The organism is Candidatus Saccharimonas sp. (assembly GCA_015256915.3).
Taxonomy (GTDB): Bacteria; Patescibacteriota; Saccharimonadia; order Saccharimonadales; family Saccharimonadaceae; genus Nanogingivalis.
Window position 1 is genome coordinate 582,995 of record CP076101.2, and the last position, 17,904, is coordinate 600,898.

At 34.9% G+C, this 17,904-nt stretch carries 17 protein-coding genes; 2 read left to right on the forward strand and 15 right to left on the reverse strand.

All coding sequences use genetic code 11. From position 1 onward, the window contains the following. The 9 genes from HXL38_002975 to HXL38_003015 form a co-directional block, all read right to left on the reverse strand. Positions 1 to 1,581, reverse strand: coding sequence for a PspC domain-containing protein (locus tag HXL38_002975; protein ID QWB90915.1), 1,581 nt, complete (start codon positions 1,579 to 1,581; stop codon positions 1 to 3). 8 nt (positions 1,582 to 1,589) lie between these two features. After that, positions 1,590 to 1,931: a PadR family transcriptional regulator gene (locus tag HXL38_002980; protein QWB90916.1), complete on the reverse strand. Its 342-nt coding sequence runs from the start codon at positions 1,929 to 1,931 to the stop codon at positions 1,590 to 1,592. Between the two features lie 92 nt (positions 1,932 to 2,023). After that, complete coding sequence (gene galE, locus HXL38_002985) at positions 2,024 to 3,037, reverse strand: UDP-glucose 4-epimerase GalE (GenBank protein ID QWB90917.1); 1,014 nt, start codon at positions 3,035 to 3,037, stop codon at positions 2,024 to 2,026. A 76-nt stretch (positions 3,038 to 3,113) separates the two neighbouring features. After that, positions 3,114 to 5,924, reverse strand: a complete 2,811-nt coding sequence (uvrA, locus tag HXL38_002990; GenBank protein ID QWB90918.1) for an excinuclease ABC subunit UvrA — start codon at positions 5,922 to 5,924, stop codon at positions 3,114 to 3,116. Positions 5,925 to 5,949: 25 nt separating this feature from the next. Continuing rightward, complete coding sequence (trmB, locus tag HXL38_002995) at positions 5,950 to 6,609, reverse strand: tRNA (guanosine(46)-N7)-methyltransferase TrmB (protein ID QWB90919.1); 660 nt, start codon at positions 6,607 to 6,609, stop codon at positions 5,950 to 5,952. Positions 6,610 to 6,618: 9 nt separating this feature from the next. Beyond that, positions 6,619 to 7,032 (reverse strand): hypothetical protein, encoded by a 414-nt coding sequence (locus HXL38_003000; GenBank protein ID QWB90920.1) that lies wholly within the window; start codon positions 7,030 to 7,032, stop codon positions 6,619 to 6,621. Beyond that, positions 7,025 to 7,600 (reverse strand): hypothetical protein, encoded by a 576-nt coding sequence (locus HXL38_003005; GenBank protein ID QWB90921.1) that lies wholly within the window; start codon positions 7,598 to 7,600, stop codon positions 7,025 to 7,027. Before HXL38_003005 ends, HXL38_003000 begins: the two co-directional genes overlap by 8 nt. Next, complete coding sequence (gene aspS / locus HXL38_003010) at positions 7,590 to 9,356, reverse strand: aspartate--tRNA ligase (protein ID QWB90922.1); 1,767 nt, start codon at positions 9,354 to 9,356, stop codon at positions 7,590 to 7,592. The genes HXL38_003005 and aspS overlap by 11 nt, the downstream gene beginning before the upstream one ends. Before the next feature lie 48 nt (positions 9,357 to 9,404). Continuing rightward, complete coding sequence (locus HXL38_003015) at positions 9,405 to 10,304, reverse strand: CBS domain-containing protein (protein QWB90923.1); 900 nt, start codon at positions 10,302 to 10,304, stop codon at positions 9,405 to 9,407. 82 nt (positions 10,305 to 10,386) lie between these two features. On the opposite strand from HXL38_003015, the gene HXL38_003020 reads away from it, so the two are divergent. Further along, a complete protein-coding gene (locus HXL38_003020; GenBank protein QWB90924.1) occupies positions 10,387 to 11,118 on the forward strand; it encodes a DsbA family protein in 732 nt (243 codons plus the stop codon). A 364-nt stretch (positions 11,119 to 11,482) separates the two neighbouring features. Here HXL38_003020 and HXL38_003025 read toward each other — a convergent pair whose 3' ends face one another. Genes HXL38_003025 through arcA form a run of 5 tightly spaced genes read right to left on the reverse strand, consistent with a single transcriptional unit; the run spans position 11,483 to position 16,438 of the window. Further along, positions 11,483 to 12,070: a TylF/MycF family methyltransferase gene (locus HXL38_003025; protein QWB90925.1), complete on the reverse strand. Its 588-nt coding sequence runs from the start codon at positions 12,068 to 12,070 to the stop codon at positions 11,483 to 11,485. A gap of 12 nt (positions 12,071 to 12,082) precedes the next feature. Beyond that, positions 12,083 to 12,511 (reverse strand): hypothetical protein, encoded by a 429-nt coding sequence (locus HXL38_003030; protein ID QWB90926.1) that lies wholly within the window; start codon positions 12,509 to 12,511, stop codon positions 12,083 to 12,085. Between the two features lies 1 nt (position 12,512). Next, positions 12,513 to 14,174: a YfcC family protein gene (locus HXL38_003035; protein QWB90927.2), complete on the reverse strand. Its 1,662-nt coding sequence runs from the start codon at positions 14,172 to 14,174 to the stop codon at positions 12,513 to 12,515. A gap of 21 nt (positions 14,175 to 14,195) precedes the next feature. Continuing rightward, complete coding sequence (gene argF, locus HXL38_003040; GenBank protein ID QWB90928.1) at positions 14,196 to 15,185, reverse strand: ornithine carbamoyltransferase; 990 nt, start codon at positions 15,183 to 15,185, stop codon at positions 14,196 to 14,198. A 2-nt stretch (positions 15,186 to 15,187) separates the two neighbouring features. Beyond that, on the reverse strand, positions 15,188 to 16,438 hold the full coding sequence (gene arcA, locus HXL38_003045) for an arginine deiminase (protein ID QWB90929.1): 1,251 nt from the start codon (positions 16,436 to 16,438) through the stop codon (positions 15,188 to 15,190). A gap of 151 nt (positions 16,439 to 16,589) precedes the next feature. On the opposite strand from arcA, the gene HXL38_003050 reads away from it, so the two are divergent. After that, a complete protein-coding gene (locus HXL38_003050; GenBank protein QWB90930.2) occupies positions 16,590 to 16,898 on the forward strand; it encodes a hypothetical protein in 309 nt (102 codons plus the stop codon). Positions 16,899 to 16,919: 21 nt separating this feature from the next. Here the strand turns inward: HXL38_003050 and HXL38_003055 are convergent, their stop codons facing one another. Beyond that, a complete protein-coding gene (locus HXL38_003055) occupies positions 16,920 to 17,861 on the reverse strand; it encodes a mechanosensitive ion channel family protein (protein QWB90931.1) in 942 nt (313 codons plus the stop codon). Between the last annotated feature and the right edge of the window lie 43 nt (positions 17,862 to 17,904).

Sequence of the window (17,904 nt, forward strand, 5' to 3'; positions counted from 1 at the left end):
TTAAAATTCATCTCTATCTAAATTTTCAAGATAAAAACATTGGCCTTTAGTATTCTCGTTAAAATCATAGTTATTCACTTTTACATTTTTTGCGCGAGCTTTCAAACGAGTGACTTTTGGACTATTAAAACTACAATTTTTAGTTTTAACATTTGCATTTTCAACATTATTTAGTTCAACACTTCCACTATTTGAATTTAATGTTAAGTTCAAAACATCAATATGTTTTCCTGAAAACACGCCATATTCACCTTTCGAAATCTCTAAATTTGTAATTTTGGCTGAATTTTCAAAATAAACTGAACCGCCATTCATTTTTACTTTCATATTCTCAGTATCTTTCGCAAAATAATTTACATTCGAATTTGAAGTTACATCAATTTCATTTAGTTCTGGGCCATAAATATGAATTTCCTCATAGCCTAATCCGCCAAAATATAGATTTTGTGGAACATTATTTAAGCTCAATTTTAAAGTTTCTCCTTCAAAATCAACTTTTAAATTGTGTTTTCGAAAATTCATATGCGTAAATTCAATTTTTCGCTCATCTGAAATATGATAGAACACAGAAACTGAAGAATCAACTTTTAGTTTTTTAACACTTTTCATTTTTTCAGAATTAAATTTAATTTGCTCAGAAACTAAACTTTTCGAAATTTTTTCATTAGCCTTATCACGTAAAATTGAGGTAAAAGAAATCGATCCCAAAATTCCACCTAAAGCAACTACCACCGAAACAATAATTGCTATAATATCAATTTTCGAAGCCTTCAATTTAAACAGCATTTTTGCAATAAAAGCCGTAAAAATCAAATACGAAATTCCCATTATATTTGCTGAAATTATTATACCAGTTGCAGCACTCTTTGCGTTGGCAAAATTAGCCATTTCGCCAATTTGCATTAATGCCCAGTTTCCAAAAAACATCGCTAGGATTCCACCAAGAAAAGCAAAAACTGTAAAAATTCCAAAAATTATCCCAAAAATTCGAGCAATTTTCATATTTCGAGCTGCATTTTTCTCGAAATTATATTCTTCGTTAACTTCTCGAATTGCACTTGCTGTAATAACTTCACCGCGAAGTCGTAAAATATCATTAGCATTTTTTGCCGCTGGAATGATAAGAATTGATAGAATATAAATTGGAACAATTGCGCCAAAACTTACAAAAAACATAACCGCTAAAGCTAACCTAACCCAAACCATATCAATTCTCAAATATTGTGCTAATCCTGCTGCCACACCTGAAATCATTCCGTTTTGTTCGTCTCGAAATAGCTTTTTTGAAATTTTCGGAATGCGAATTTCTTCATTTTCACCATCAAAATTCAAATCTTGAAATACTTCTGGTGAGCCAATTTGAGCCTCAATTTTCGAAATTTCTTTTTCAGTGATTACTCCGCCTTCTTTTATACCAAGTTCTGCTAGAATTTCAGTAATTCGAATTTCAACATCCTCAAAAATATCTTCATCGCCAGAGTATATTTTTAAATCTTTTAGATATTTCTCAAGCCTCTTTTTGGCATAAATTTCAATTTCGTAAGGAATTTTCGCCAAATGAATTCTTGTAATTTCTTTCATATTTCTCCTTAAAGTTTGCTGATTGTTTTATTTAATTTGCTGATTTCTTCGCTAACCTTTTCACAAACACTAGCGCCAAATTCAGTTATTGAATAATATTTTCTAGGTGGACCTTGCTCACTTTCTTGCCATTCATGGCTTAATAATCCATCTTTTTGCAGTCTTGATAGTAACGGATAAATTGTTCCTTCGACCACAACCATTTTAGCTTCACGCAATTCTTTAATGATATCGCTGGTGTAAACTGGCTTTTTTGCACAAACTTTTAGCACGCAAAACGCCATAAAACCTTTTCGCATCTGGGTTGAAATTTGTGAAGCATATTTTTCAATACTTTCTTGTTCCTTCATACTTCTATGTTATACAAGGTAGTTTAAAAAGTCAAGTACTTTTTTTCAAAAAATAAAAAAGTCTGTTCGAAAACAAACTTTTTTTAAGATTCTTACACTAGCCCATTCGGATTTTTACTTTGCCAATTCCACGAATCTCGACACATCTCCTCAAGTGTTTTTTCAGTTTTCCAGCCAAGTTCTTTTTCAGCCTTAGTAACATCGGCATAACAAAATGCAATATCACCTGCACGGCGCGAGGTAATTTCGAAAGAAATCTTTTTGCCGGAGGCTTTTTCGAAAGCACGAACTAGTTCCAAAACACTCACTCCCGAGCCTGAACCGAGATTATAAATTTTAACGCCACCATTCTTGCGGTTACTTTCTAATGCTTTTAAATGACCCTTAGCTAAATCTACAACATGAATATAGTCACGCACTCCTGTGCCATCAGGAGTTTCGTAATCATCGCCAAAAATTGAAAGTTTTTCTCGTTTTCCAATGGCAACTTGAGAAATATACGGCATCAAATTGTTTGGAATTCCTTGTGGATCTTCACCAATTAAACCGCTTTCATGCGCACCAATTGGGTTGAAATATCGCAAAATTGTAATCGACCAGTGCGTATCAGCCTTTGCTAAATCTTTCAAAATATGCTCAATCACAACTTTAGTATACCCATAAGGATTTGTTGCTGTTTCACAAGGCATTTCTTCTCGATAAGGAACTGGATTTTTGTCGCCATAAACTGTTGCGCTTGAAGAAAAAACAATATCATAAACGTTAAACTCTCGCATAATTTCCAAAAGAGAAATTGTTCCTTGAATATTGTTTTTATAGTATTCAAGTGGCTTCTCAACACTTTCGCCAACTGCTTTTAAGCCTGCAAAATGTATCACTTGCTCAATATTATTTTCTTGAAAAATTTTTCGAAGCCCATCTTTATTTAAAATATCAACTTCATAAAATTTAAAATCCTTACCCGAAATTTCACGAATTCTCTCTAAAGCCTTAGGTTTTGAATTCAGAAAATTATCAATAATTATAATTTCTTCATTATTTTCAAGAAGTTCAATTGAAGTGTGAGCACCAATAAATCCTGCACCGCCAGTTACTAAAATCGCCATTTTTTCCTTTCATGATATAAAATTAAGCACTTTATAGCATTATTATACTATTTTTCAAAAGACATGGCATTTTATCCTAAAGAATATTTTTAAGATATTTTCCCGTCCAGCTCTTTTCGACTTTCGAAACCCGTTCTGGAGTTCCAGTCGCCACAACAGTTCCACCACCCGCTCCACCTTCTGGGCCCATGTCAATTAGCCAGTCAGCACTTTTAACAATATCTAAATTATGTTCAATTATTACCATTGAATTTCCAGCATCAACCAAACGGTTCAAAATTGAAAGCAATCTTTTTACATCTGCATTATGTAAACCAGTTGTAGGCTCGTCCAGAATATACATTGTTTTACCAGTTGAAGCCCGAGCGAGCTCAGTAGCAAGTTTAATTCGTTGAGCCTCACCGCCCGAGAATGTTGTTGCAGGCTGCCCGAGTTTAATATAGCCTAAGCCAACTTCTTGAATAGTTTTTAATTTTCGATGGATCGCAGGAATATTTTCAAAAAATTCCGTTGCTTCATCAATTGTCATTTCTAAAACATCCGAGATTGTTTTACCTTTGTAAAGTATCTCCAAGGCTTCACGATTATATCGCTTGCCATGACAGACATCACACTCCACATAAACATCTGGCAAAAAATGCATTTCAATTTTAATTACACCGTCACCTTGACAGTTTTCACAGCGCCCACCTTTAACATTAAAGCTAAATCGACCAGATTTATAGCCACGGATATTCGCTTCTGGCGTGCCAGCAAAAAGCTCACGAATCTGCGTAAAGACACCAGTATAAGTTGCGGGATTTGAACGTGGCGTACGGCCAATCGCACTTTGATCAATCACAATTGCTTTATCTAGTTTTTCCAAACCTAAAATTTCATCATGCGCACCAGGAACTTCTTGCGCACGATGCTTCCGCGCCAACAATTCTTTACTTAAAATTTCGTTGACTAAGGTTGATTTTCCGCTTCCTGAAACACCAGAAACTACCGTCATTACGCCTAATGGAATTTCAACATCGATATTTTTCAAATTATTTTCTCGTGCATTTTTAATCACCAATTTTTCATTTTTCTGAATTTTTCGGCGCTTTTTTGGTGTTTGGATTTTATCTTTTCCGCTTAAAAATTGCCCTGTTAAAGATTTAGGATTTTTCGAAACTTCATCAGGTGTACCAGAAGCCACAATCATTCCGCCATTCACACCAGCACCAGGACCAACATCAACAAGCCAATCCGCCGCTCGAATTGTGTCTTCATCATGTTCCACTACTAAAACAGTGTTATTTAGATCACGAAGGTTTTTTAGCGTCGCAATTAATTTATCATTATCTCGCTGGTGAAGACCAATTGAAGGCTCATCTAAAACGTAAAGCACACCTTGAAGCCCAGAACCAATCTGTGTAGCCAAACGAATCCGCTGAGCCTCACCACCACTCAAAGTATTAGCCGCACGCGAAAGCTCCAAATAATTCAAACCAACATTATTCATAAAGCCCAATCTCGAAGAAATTTCTTTTAGGATTTGAGTTGAAATAAACTTTTGCTGCTCGTTTAGTTCTAAATTTTTGAAAAGTTCAACAGCTTCATCAATTGCAAGATCACAAATTTCTACAATATTTAGACCAGCAACCGTAACCGCAAGAACAACTGGTTTCAAGCGCTTTCCACCACAAGTTTGACATTTTCGAACACGCATAAATCGCTCAATATCTTTACGCTGAAATTCACTACCCGTATCGCGATGACGGCGCTCAAGATTTGGAATTACGCCTTCAAAATTCATGTTATAAACACGGCCATTCATTTCAATTGGATATTTTTCATCTGTTCTTGTGCCGTATAGAATAATTTCGATAGCTTCTTTCGAAAGCTTTTTAGTTGGGACTTTTGTTGAAAATCCATGACGTTTTGCAATCTCCTCAAGCAATTTAATTCTATAGCCCTTCTCCATCACACGATTATAAGGTCGAATCGCACCCTCAGAAATTGTCAAATTTGGTGAAAGTACTAATTCTGGGTCAATCTCCATTCGTGTTCCAAGGCCTGAACAAGTTTCGCAAGCTCCTTGTGGCGCATTAAAAGAGAACAAACGTGGTTCAAGCTCAGGAATATGCTCATCTGGGTGAAGTTCACAAGCATAACGTTGCGAAAAAATCTTCACCTCGCCAGTTTCATCATTTAAAATCTCTAAAATTCCGCTAGTCATTTCAAGCGCCTGCTCAACACTTTGCGCTAAACGTGTTCGCATTTCTTTCGAAAGAACCAAACGATCAACTACAATTTCAATATTATGCTTAATATTTTTTTCAAGTTCAGGGAACTCATCTAAAGCATAAATCACTCCATCAACCCGCGCACGAGCAAAACCTTTTTTCGCAAACTCTTCAGGGATATGCGCAAATTCACCTTTTTTAGCTTTTGCAATCGGTGCAAGCAATATCAACCGTGAACCTTCTTTAAGATTCATAATACTATCAACAATACTTTGGGGAGTACGCCGAACTACATCTCGGCCACAAATTGGACAATGTGGTGTACCGATTCGCGCAAAAAGAAGACGCAAATAATCATAGATTTCAGTTACGGTTGCTACGGTTGAGCGTGGATTGCGACTAGTAGATTTTTGATCAATTGAAATTGCCGGGCTGAGCCCTGTAATTTGATCTACATCTGGCTTATCCATTGTACCTAAAAATTGTCGCGCATAAGAATTAAGACTCTCCATATAGCGGCGCTGGCCTTCCGCATAAATTGTATCAAACGCCAAGCTAGACTTTCCACTACCAGAAAGCCCTGTTATAACCACTAATTTATCACGCGGAATTTTTAAATCTACATTTTTCAAATTATGTTCACGCGCACCTTTAATTTCTAAAAAATCAGCCATTTCACCTCTTTCGAAATTTATTTATTCATATATTTTTCGGCGGTATAGCCTTTACGAAGTTAATTTTTAGCCCTTCTGCCGTAAAACGTTTCTCATAAGTTGTCATCACTTTGTAATTTTCGTTCAAATTACTTTCATGTAAATCAAAACTAAGCCGTTCAATTTTCCAACCTTCTGATACAAGCTGCTCCAAGCTCCATTCGAAAAGATCCTTAGCATCAGTTTTAAAGTAGAGCGCACCATCTTCGGCCAAAAGCTTAGCATAAATTCGCAAAAAAGTTGGGTGTGTTAAACGGCGGCCCGAATTCCGCTCACGTGGGTAAGGGTCAGGAAAGGTCACCCAAAGATATTTTACCGAATTTTCGCCAAAAGCTTCAAGAAGTTGATCGGCTCGCGCTCGCAAAAAACGAATATTTTTAACGCCATCTTGCTCAGCTTGAATAGCACCTTTAACTAGTCGGTCGGCCTTAACATCAACCGCCACAAAATTCTTCATTGGATTTTTTGCTGCCAAAGCTTCACTAAAAAGCCCTGTTCCTGCACCAATTTCTAAATTATTAACTTCAGCATTTTCTTTTTGCCATTCATTGAATTCAAAACAAATTGCAGAATTATTGAAAAGCGCAAATTTATAAAGTTTACGCTTGCGAGTAATAATAAAATCTTTCGGATTTAAAAAAGCCATTCTTCTCCTTTATTGGTCTGTTATTCTTAAAGTTTCATCACTTAAGGAGCTTTCGCTAAACTCATCTGTATGAATTTTCTTTCTTGCTTGCGAATAAAGCCTTTCGAAATCCGCCATGTCTTTATTCGAAAGACCACCTTGCGGTAAAAACTCCTCATCTTTTTCATTTTTTTTGCGTTCTTCTTCCTCTTTTTTTGCCTTTTTCTGAGCCTCACGCGCCTCTTGCAAAACTGGCCTACTTAAATCAAGCTGAATAGTTCCATCCGAAGTGTAAAGAATTAAGCTTGCAATCACCAAAACTAATGCGATTCCTAAACTTCCCGCAAGAAAAATTAGCAAATTGCGAGAACCATTAATTTCTTTTTGTGATTCCAATGTCTGATTTTTAATTTTTGCTTTAATTTTATTCAAAAAATTATTCATTCAAAACTCCTGATGTATTTTTTACAACAAAATCATGAACCTGAACACCATATTTTTCAGCAATTTCATTCAATTTTTTAGTGTTGTAATTTACTTCTCGGCGAGCACGACGTATTTTTTCAAGTTTTAAATAAAATTCACGCGGATTCTTAATGCAATCTTGCGAAACTAATTCCGAAAGCTCCCGTTCATAAATCTGAAAATTCTCTTTAAAATACCTAAAATTCTCTTCAAATTCAGAAGCAATTAAAATTAATTCAGCACCATTTTTCTTGTTTAAAGCAATTCTTGCATTAAAATTCGACATCAATCCATTCGAAATCTTCTCATAGCTTTTACCCAGATTAACCCTTTTTAGAGCGTCTTCAGAGCGAAGTTTTTTCAAATTATTTTTTAAATCGTTGCATTTTTTACTAATTTTCGAAATCTGAATTTCAGTTGGTTTTTCTTTTGCAACTTCTTCAGCAAAAACAATTTTCGAAAATTGAAATAGAACTAAAAATCCACCGATTATAAGAATCGCTAAAAAACCGAATTTTTTTTGAAAATTTGCCAATTTATTCTTCATCTTCAGAGAGCTCAATTTTTAACTCCTTTAGCTGCCCTTCATCCACAAAGCTAGGTGAACTCATCATTACATCTACGCCAGATCCATTCTTTGGAAACGCCACCACTTCACGAATATTATCTTCATTCATTAAAATCATAAAAATTCGATCCAAGCCAAATGCACAACCTGCATGCGGAGGAGCACCAAATTTAAAGGCGTTTAACATCGCACCGAATTTCGCTTCAACATATTTTTTATCATATCCAAGCAAGCCAAAAGCTTCGTACATCACTTCTGGGTTATGGTTTCGAACAGCGCCTGAACAGATTTCATAGCCATTCATCACCATATCATATTGGTCAGCTTTAATCGCCAATTTTTCAGTATCAGTTTTAGCGTTTCGAAGAGCCTCAACGCCGCCTTTTGGCATTGAAAATGGATTATGGCCAAAATCAACTTTATTATTTTTCTCATCAAATTCATAAAATGGAAAATCTACAACCCAAGCGAGAGCCACTTTATTTTCATCTTTAAGATTGAAGAAATCTGCAAATTCATTTCGAAGACGACCAAGAACTTTATTGACAACTTCACGTCTATCCGCGCCAAAGAAAATTGCGTCGCCATCTTCAGCACCGGTTTCTTCTTTAATTTTTGAAAGTTCATTTTCGTTCAAGAATTTAACAATTGGGCTTTTTACTTCACCTTCAGTATATGTAATATAAGCCAAACCGCCCGCACCTTCACTTTTGGCAATTTCAGTAAAATTATCAATCTGTTTTCGACTCAAACTTGCACCATTTTTGACGCAAATTGCTTTCAAGCATTCAGCATTTTTAAACACACCGAATTCAGTTTCAGCCAAAACATCATTTAAATCAACTAATTCCATTCCGAAACGCAAGTCAGGCTTATCACTACCGTATTTTTCCATCGCAACTTCATAAGGAATACGTGGAATTTCTTCACTCAAAAGCTCTTTTTTAGCAAAATTTTTCACTAGATCTTTAATGAGAACTTCCATTTCTGAGCGAATATCTTCACCATTTTCAACAAAAGCCTTTTCAAGGTCAAGTTGATAAAAATCACCATAAAGCCTATCCGCCCGCGGATCTTCATCACGAAAACAAGTAGCAATTTGATAGTATTTATCAATTCCACCAACCATTAAAAGCTGTTTAAACTGTTGCGGAGCTTGCGGTAGAGCATAAAATTTTCCAGGGTGGACACGGCTCGGAATCAAGAAATCACGTGCACCTTCTGGGCTAGAATTCGCAAGAATTGGCGTAGCAACTTCAATAAATTCATGATTTTCCATAAATTTTCGAATTTCACAATAAAATTCAGCACGGCGACGCAACATTTTTTGCATTTTTTCGCGGCGCAAATCTAAAAAACGATATTTTAATCGTAATTCTTCATTCGATTTTTGACCATTATCCGAAACAGCAATTGGTAAAGGATCACTTCGGTTTAAAATTTCAAGATTTTCAACAATAAGTTCAACTTCACCAGTTGAGATATTTGGATTTTTTAAATTTTCAGCGCGCTCTTTTACTACACCAGTTGCCGAAATCACAAATTCATCACGGCATTTTTCAGCTAATTCAAAACTTTCTGCAAATTCTGGCGAAATCACAAGCTGGAGTAATCCAGAGTGATCACGTAAATCAATAAAAATCAACCCACCGTGGTCTCGTCGAGAATTCACCCAGCCTTTTACAGTAATTTTTTCACCAATTTTATCAATCGAATTTTTCGCTAATATCCGCATATTTCTCCTAATTCTTGAATTTAACTCTTTATATTTTACCACATTTTCCTATTTTTTGCGAATAAAATCTACCAAATTAACGATTCCAGACAAATCACCATTTCTTTCAAGCAAAATTGCATAGTTTTCACCTTTTGAAAGTATTTTTTCGAAAGCCGCTAAGGCACTTAAATTAGGTTTTATCGATAGGAATTCTTCATGCATTACTTTTTGAGCTTTTTTCGAATCACTTGAATCAATTTTAGTAATATCTTCTAGAAAAATTACACCCTTAACTTTATTTTCTTCCTCGTTCATAACCGGGAAAATCTTTTGCCTGGTTTTGAAAAGTTCATCAATCATTAATGGTGTTAACAAATCACTATCGTGGATTATTGCCATTTTTTCACTAGAAACACCAACTTCTAAAATTGTTTTTTCTTCAAGTTCGAAAATTTTTTCAATCCATTTTTGTTCATTTTCAGTTAAAATTCGTTTATGATTAGCTAAAAAATTTAAAAGTTCTTCTTTTGAATAAAATGACCATGGTTGTTTTTTATTCGCCATCTTCGAAATCCTATTTTGTGTTTTTATATTTTGAGCAAAATAAATTCCATTTGCAATTGGGATAATTTTACGATTAATCTGGCTTGAAATTCGATTCAAAATACCACTTTTTAAAATTCCCTTCGAAATCAGAAAAATAACAGAACAAATAACTATCGACTTCCAAAAATCAAAAACTTTCGAAAGTGAAATTACTGAAACAATCATGATTGTGCAGCCAAAATATTGCAAAAAATAATTATAAACTGGTACAAACTTCTTTTTATTAAGCATTTTTTCAGCTCGTTTGTCACCAGAATTAATTCTGCGCTGGAGCTCAAATTCAGAAAATTCAATTTCCTTTTCTTTCAAAGAAAAAATAATAAGCATTAAAATTAAGCAAATTATACTTATAACTAACATATTTTTATTTTATCACACTTATGTATTTTGAAAAAGCTTATTTTTATGTTAAAATAGTAATAGTTAGTGAAAAAGGAGGAAAATGTCTACTAATAAAAAAAAGGCAAAAAATCTTCAAAAAATAAAAGATTTTATAGCCGATAATAAATTTGCAATAATTTTTACAGTTTTGGTTGTTCTTTTTTTGAGTGGAATGATTTGGCTATCAAACCTTCAGAAAATTGATTTAAGTAATATTGATATTTCGAAAGAGATTTCTTCAAGTAAAAATTCAGGCGATATTTCTGAGCATGTTTATCATAAAAACAACTCGAAAGTAACTTTGGTTGAATATGGTGATTTTCAATGCCCAGGATGTAAGACTGCATCCAGCCGCGTTAAATCAATCGCAGAAGAATATAAAGATAAGGTTAATGTAATATTTCGAAACTTCCCATTAGTCACAATTCACCCAAATGCACTTGCTGCAGCGAGTGTTGCTGAAGTAGCAGGCTTGCAAGGAAAATATTGGGAAATGCACGATTTACTTTACGACAAGCAAGATGAATGGACGGCTTCAACTGCTAGCGAGCGAATGGAATATTTCACAGAATACGCTAAAGAGTTAAATCTAAATATCGACCAATTCAAAAAAGATATTGAGAGTGATAAAGTGAAGGCGAAAATTAAATTTGACCAAGCTGTTGGTTCGAAAGCAAAAGTAACTGGAACACCTTCATTCAAGCTTAACGGAAAAGATTTGTCTTCTGATATTTGGGGCGATGATGCAAAATTAAAATTAGCCTTAGACGAAGCAATTAAAAATCAGAAATAATCCCATAATAAAATCTCACTCAGTAAAGAGTGAGATTTTCTTTTTGTCACTTTTTATTGTTCAATGTAGCGTTGCCATTCAGCAGGCACCACATCCACCGCAATTATTTTCTTCCTTGAAGGAGGAAAATTGATTTTGATAGGCATGCGTTCTCCTTTTATTCATGCAACTCACGCGCTCGACCGATTCCTTTATTTAATAAATTTTACACGTTTTTGCGCGAGCCTATGAACTATTTTATCAAAAAAAATAACAAATGTCAAGAAAACACGCTATTTTTATGGTTCCTCCCAAAAATCACCTTAGCGCTTACACTTATATAATATATCATTTTATACACAAGCGCAATACTTTTTTATTATTTTTATGGTTTTCGAAAAATCGCCAAAGTTGCTTCAACTTCTTTTGAGATATTGTGTTTTTTACACCATTCGTTAACTGCCTTTGAAGCTCCTGGTAAAGCTTGATTTCCATAGTCATCTACAACAATGATTGCACCGCTTTCAAGATTATTCCAGATTAAATTAAGCGGATCTAAAATTGAATCATAATAATCTCCATCCAAAAAAGCAAAGCTAATTTTTTCAGGAATTTGCGTTTTTGAAAGCGTATTAAACCAACCTTTTGTAATTTTTGGCATTTTTTTGATATTTGATTTACGCAAATTTGAAATTAACTGCTTTTTACTAGCGCACAACTCACCTTTTTTAAAAACTTCACCCAAAGAATTAATATCTTTCGAAGATTTTTCTGGTAGACCTTCGAACGAATCGTAAAGCCAAAGAGTTTTAGAACTTCCCCATTTTTCAAGAGTTTTTGCTAAAAATACACTAGTTGTACCAACATAACAGCCGAACTCTACAACATCTCCAAAAAATGCGCGAGTCTTTTCTAACTCGCGCAAAATTACTTTAATCTCGCGTTCATCAACTTGATCACTCAATAACTTCATAGTTAAATTATACTACGAACGCTTGATTGTGCCAACAATATCATAAGTTTCATCTTCACTAGCAGGAATAAACTCACCAGAAATCTCAACTCCGTTTGAGCTAGCTTCTCCGTAAAGATTTAAATTACTTCCACCAGAAACAGCATATTTTTGACCTTTAGAATCAACAACTCCAACTTTACATTTGCTTGGATTTGAATTATCAGTTTTACCTTTTTTTAATGAAAGACAAACTACATTTCCTGAAATTGTTATATTTTTCGAAGACTGATTCTGATTTTTATTATTCGAAATATTTCGGTGGGCAACTGGCAGTGTAAAATCTAGAAGCTTCACAACAAAACCTACTGCAAAAACTACAGCTACCAGTACAGCAACTACCAAAATTGAGGTTAATTTTCGATGAAAAGATTCCTTTTGATATTTCGAAATCTGTTTCATTTTATTTTAAGAATCCCATCACAACAATTACAATAAGGCTAATTAAAGTTAAAATAGCCATTAATGGAGCAGTTCTCTTAACCCAGTTTTTATAAGGAACACCTGCGAGCGCTAAACCAGCCATTAATGATGCAATTGTAGGGGCAACCATATTAAGAAGTCCAGATGCAGTCGCAAACGCAACGACAGCAATTTCTTTAGTTGAACCAGCCAAATCTGCAACAGGAGCAATAATTGGCATTGTAGCCTCTGCTAAACCAGAAGATGATGGAATGATAAATGACATTGGGATATAGAAAATATAAGCCAAAACACCAAATATCTGTGATGGAACTTTTCGAAGAAGTTCTTCACCCCAATAAACAATCGTATCTTGAATTCCACCAGCCTGCATCAAAACGCCAATTGCTGCAGCAACCGCAATAATTAAAGCAACACTCAATAAATCTGCCGAGCCAGCAAGGAAAGTATTTGTTACAGAAACATCATCTTTTTTAAATTCCTCATGATAAAGAATTTTAATCATTATTGTCGAGATTAAGAACAATGCTGAAATTTCGTTAAAATACCAAGAACCAAATGGAACAGCATGCTCAAATCCGAAGATTCCACCAACAATAGGCAAAGTTGCGAGCCATTCGTGCCAGTCTTCAAAGAATGTTACGTGCAAATCTTTCCAAGGAACAAGTGACATAATCATTACAAGGAAAGTTAGCCCAAAAATTCCCATCACAAATTTTCGCTCAAGTGTAAATTCTGGTACTTTCGAAGCATCAATTGCTTTAACTGCTGGTTTTCCTTTAGAATCTTCAGCATATTCACCAGCTTTAACTTTAGCAGCATATCGCATCGTAAAGATAATCGAAGCAGCTAAAGATGCAACTAGAATTATAAACTGAGGCAATAATATTTTCGATAATTCTGCACCAGCAGCGTTTGCAGCAATAATAGTTGAGAATGGATTTACAGTTGAAGCTAAAACACCTGAGCCAGCTCCAAGAACAATTACCATTACGGCAGTCATTGAATTATAACCAGCAGCAATCATAATTGGCACGATTAATGCATAAAACGCTACCGCTTCTTCTTGCATACCATAAGTAGTTCCACCAATCGCAAAAAGTGTCATTAAAACTGGAATAATCCACTTTTCTTTACCTTTCATCTTTTTGAGTAAACCACCAATTGCAGAATCAAGTGCACCGGTTTTCATCACAACACCCAAGAACCCACCAAGGATCAGGATGAATACGATTACATCAAGTTTCTTAGCCATTCCATAAATTGGAGACAAGAAAATATCCCAAAATCCTTGCTTTAGATTAATGTAATAATCTTTTTTCTCTTTTTCAGCTTTTTTAAAATCACTTGCTGCATTTTTATAACCTTTGCTTTCTGCCTCAGAAATTGAAATTTCGGTTTTTGGATTTTTAACTTCTTCAACAACTTTCAAGCGTTTTTCAGTTTGCGAGTAACTGTTGGATTTAATTTTTCCATCTTCCAGTCGTTCATAACGACCACTTGGTATAAGCCAAGTTAATCCAGCCATTATTGCAATAATAATGAATAAAACACTAAAAGCTGACGGCGATTTAAACACTTTTAGCTTTTTCGAAACCTTTTTAACCTTTTTTGAAGCAGTTTTATCTGCATCTTTTTTCATAGCCATTTTCTTCTCCTAAAATTACAAAGTTAAAGCCATAACCGCTTTAATCGTATGCATGCGGTTTTCAGCTTCATCGAATACAATTGAAGAGTTTGAGTTAAAGACTTCATCAGTAACTTCCATTTCTTTCAATCCATATTTTTCGAAAATTTCTTTTCCAATTTTTGTATTTAAATCATGGAATGCTGGTAAACAGTGCATAAATTTTACATTTGGGTTTCCAGTTGCATGAAGAAGTGCCATATTTACTTGAAATCCGCGTAGTTGGTGGATTCGTTCCTCAAATTTATCTTCTTCTCCCATTGATACCCATACATCAGTATAGATGAAATCTGCGCCGTGAGCAGCACCATATAGGTCGTCTGTAATTGTAATTTTTGCGCCAGTTTCACGAGCAATTTCACGGCATTTTTCAACCAAAGCAGGATCTGGATGAAGATTATTTGGGGCAGCAATTCGAAAATCAACGCCCATTTTAGCTGAGCCAACCATCAAGCTGTTTGCCATATTATTGCGTCCATCACCAACAAATACTAATTTAGCACCTTTTAGGTATCCAAGATGTTCTTCCATTGTCATAAAATCAGCCAAAATTTGAGTTGGGTGATACATATCAGTCAAACCATTCCAAACAGGTACACCAGCATATTTTGCAAGTTCTTCAACAGTTGAATGATCGAAACCGCGAAATTCAATTCCATCAAATGAGCGACCAAGCACAATTGCTGTATCTTTAATTGATTCCTTTTTACCCATTTGAATATCATCTTTACCTAAAAATTCTGGGTGAATTCCCAAATCTCGAGCCGCCACAGTAAAAGCGGTTCGAGTTCGGGTTGAAGTTTTTTCAAAAAGCAAAGCAACTTGCTTACCTTCGTGAATTTTGTGAGCAATTCCAGCTCGCTTTAAACGTTTATATTCATGCGAAACATCAAGCATTAAGCGAATTTCTTCTGGTGTAAAATCTAAAAGTGTTAGAAAATTTCGATTTTTCAAATTTAATGCCATTATTAAATCTCCTCTCTCCAAATTGGCATTGACATACAGCGTGGGCCTCCACGGCCACGACCAAGTTCAGCGCCCTGAATTTCAATAACTTCCACGCCAGCTTCACGCAAAGCTCTGTTGGTTACATAGTTTCGGTCATAAGTTACAACTACACCTGGAGCGATTGCTAGAGTATTCGAGCCATCGTTCCACTGTTCGCGAGCCGCCGCAATTGGATCACCATCACCACATTGAATTAAATTTACATGGTCAAGACAAAGAACTTCCTCTAGAGTTTCTTTCAAGTTTGTGCGATGTGTAATTTTTGGCTGACCTGGAATGCCAGAATCTTCCAAAACGTAAATATTCAATTCACCATCTTTGTCTAAAATTTCTGGGTGAACTGTAAATTTATCATAATCAATCATTGTGAAAACAGTATCAAGATGCATAAAAGCATGTGAAACTGGAATTTGAATTGCTAAAATTTTATTAAAATCTGAAAATTCAAACAATTTCGAAGCAACTTTTTCGATTGCTTCAGGAGTTGTTCGTTGTGAAACGCCAATTGCCATCACATTCTTCGAAAGAACGAGTTCATCGCCACCTTCCATATTGAATTTATTATAGCGATCAAACCAAACCGGAACTTCACCACCAGGAGTTTTTGCTGCAAATCGTGGGTGATAGCGCATAATATATTCCATAAACAAACTCTCGCGTCGACGAGCTGGATATCGCATTTTATTAATTGTTAAGCCATTTCCAACTGCAGCTGCTGGGTCACGAGTAAAGTAAAGATTTGGCATTGGGTCGAGCAAAAATGGATAATCACTCTTAAAATAATAGTTCAAATGAGATTTTTCATCTTCATCAGTTTTAATCTCATCTTTTTTAACACCCGCCATAATTTTTCGAACAAGCTCGAGCGGCTCAAATTCTCCTAAATAACGCATCAAAGCGTGCGTTACATGTCGTTCACCTTGCTTCGAAGCTCGCACAAAATCAGAAATAAATCGCCACTTAATTTCATCATTATAAAGCGATTCTGCCGCTAATTGATCGAGATAAAGAACTTCAACTCCATGGTTTCGAAGAGTTTCCGCAAAAGCATCATGCTCAGCTTGTGCAACTTCCAAATATGGAATATCATCAAAGAGTAGCTGTTCCAAATAATCCGGAGTTAACCCTTCAAGTTCTTTTCCTGGTCTATGTAAAATTACGGTTTTGAGTTTTCCGATTTCACTATTAACTTGAATCGGTTTTTCACCCATATTCCCTCCCTTTATTTTATGTTTATGCTTTAATTTTACCATAAAGATTATCTTTTATCAAACAATTTAACTTTATTGACTTTTTATTAGAAAAATTATATAATAATAGCATCTTAGTACATTTTTGGAGGTGGAAATTATGGTAAAAATTATGGTAACACACAGATATCGTTCGAAAACCGTCACAATGGATGTTTCGGAAAATATTATTGCCCATGCTGAAAATGGTGACGACTGGGCAATTCGAAGAATTTTCGAAAATTATTTGAAGCTATGCCACTATCAAAGAGGTAAGCTTCAGCCCCGAAGTATACAATTCTGGCGAGTTAAGTCAAAATCGAAAATCCTTAAGCAAACTTTTGCACACCGAACAGATAATTTTTCGGCTTGCGAAAGGGAAAATTGTTTATTTTGTAACAATGGACAATACGAAAAATGCCCAAATAACCACCATATATAAAAACCCTTTCGAAAAGGGTTTTTATTTTTTAACTTGTTTTATGGATGAATGCTTTTGATGGCGAGTACGAGCTTTTGAATTCTTCATTTTAGCAGTGATTCGATTTACATCATGAATGACCATTTGCGGATATGGCAAAATAATATCGTTTTCATCAAAAGCTTTCTTGATTTCCCGCCGAAAAATTCCGGCAACATTCCATTGTTTTCCAGCTTTTACCCTTCCTAAACACTTAATTTCCATCGAGGAATCCAAGAATTTATTAACTCTTACAAATACAATTGGCTCAATAATATCTTTTTTCAATTCCGGATCTTCAAGCATTTTTAGCCCAACATTATTTATCACTTCTTCCAAAACATCAATATCCGTATCATAAGATACGCCAAACATTAAATTAACATTAGCATATTTAAAAGAAAGATTTGTCACCGCCTCGCTTGCACCATTTCGAATTGTGTGAACTTTTCCATCACCATCACGAACCTGAGTAATTCGTAAAGAAATATTCTCAACTTTCCCCGAAATTAGCCTTCCAGCAACCATAATTTCAATCGTATCTCCAACTCGATATTGGTTCTCACCTACAATGAAAAATCCCGCTAAAATATCACGAGTTGTTGTTTGAGCACCAAGACCAACCACGACACCAACTAAACCAGCACCTGTCATTAAAGATGCTACATTAACACCAATTGAACTAAGAAAATTTATAGCTGCAGTCATCCAAATAACGATATCAATTGTAGTTTTTGCAATTTTCGAAATTGTTTCATTTCTTTTTAAACGTTCTTCGGAGCGCTTTATTTTTTTAGTTTTCTTACGAACACTGAAAGCGAAATCAATAATTTTGCGTGATAAAAAACTCGCAAAAACTGCAATAAGAATAATCGTGATTGGTTCGAACCAGTCGTAATCTAAAAATCCTGTTATAAATTTTTCGAAACTCTTAAAAATATCCATTACTAGTTATAATTAAAACATAAACACTTTATTTTTTCAATAT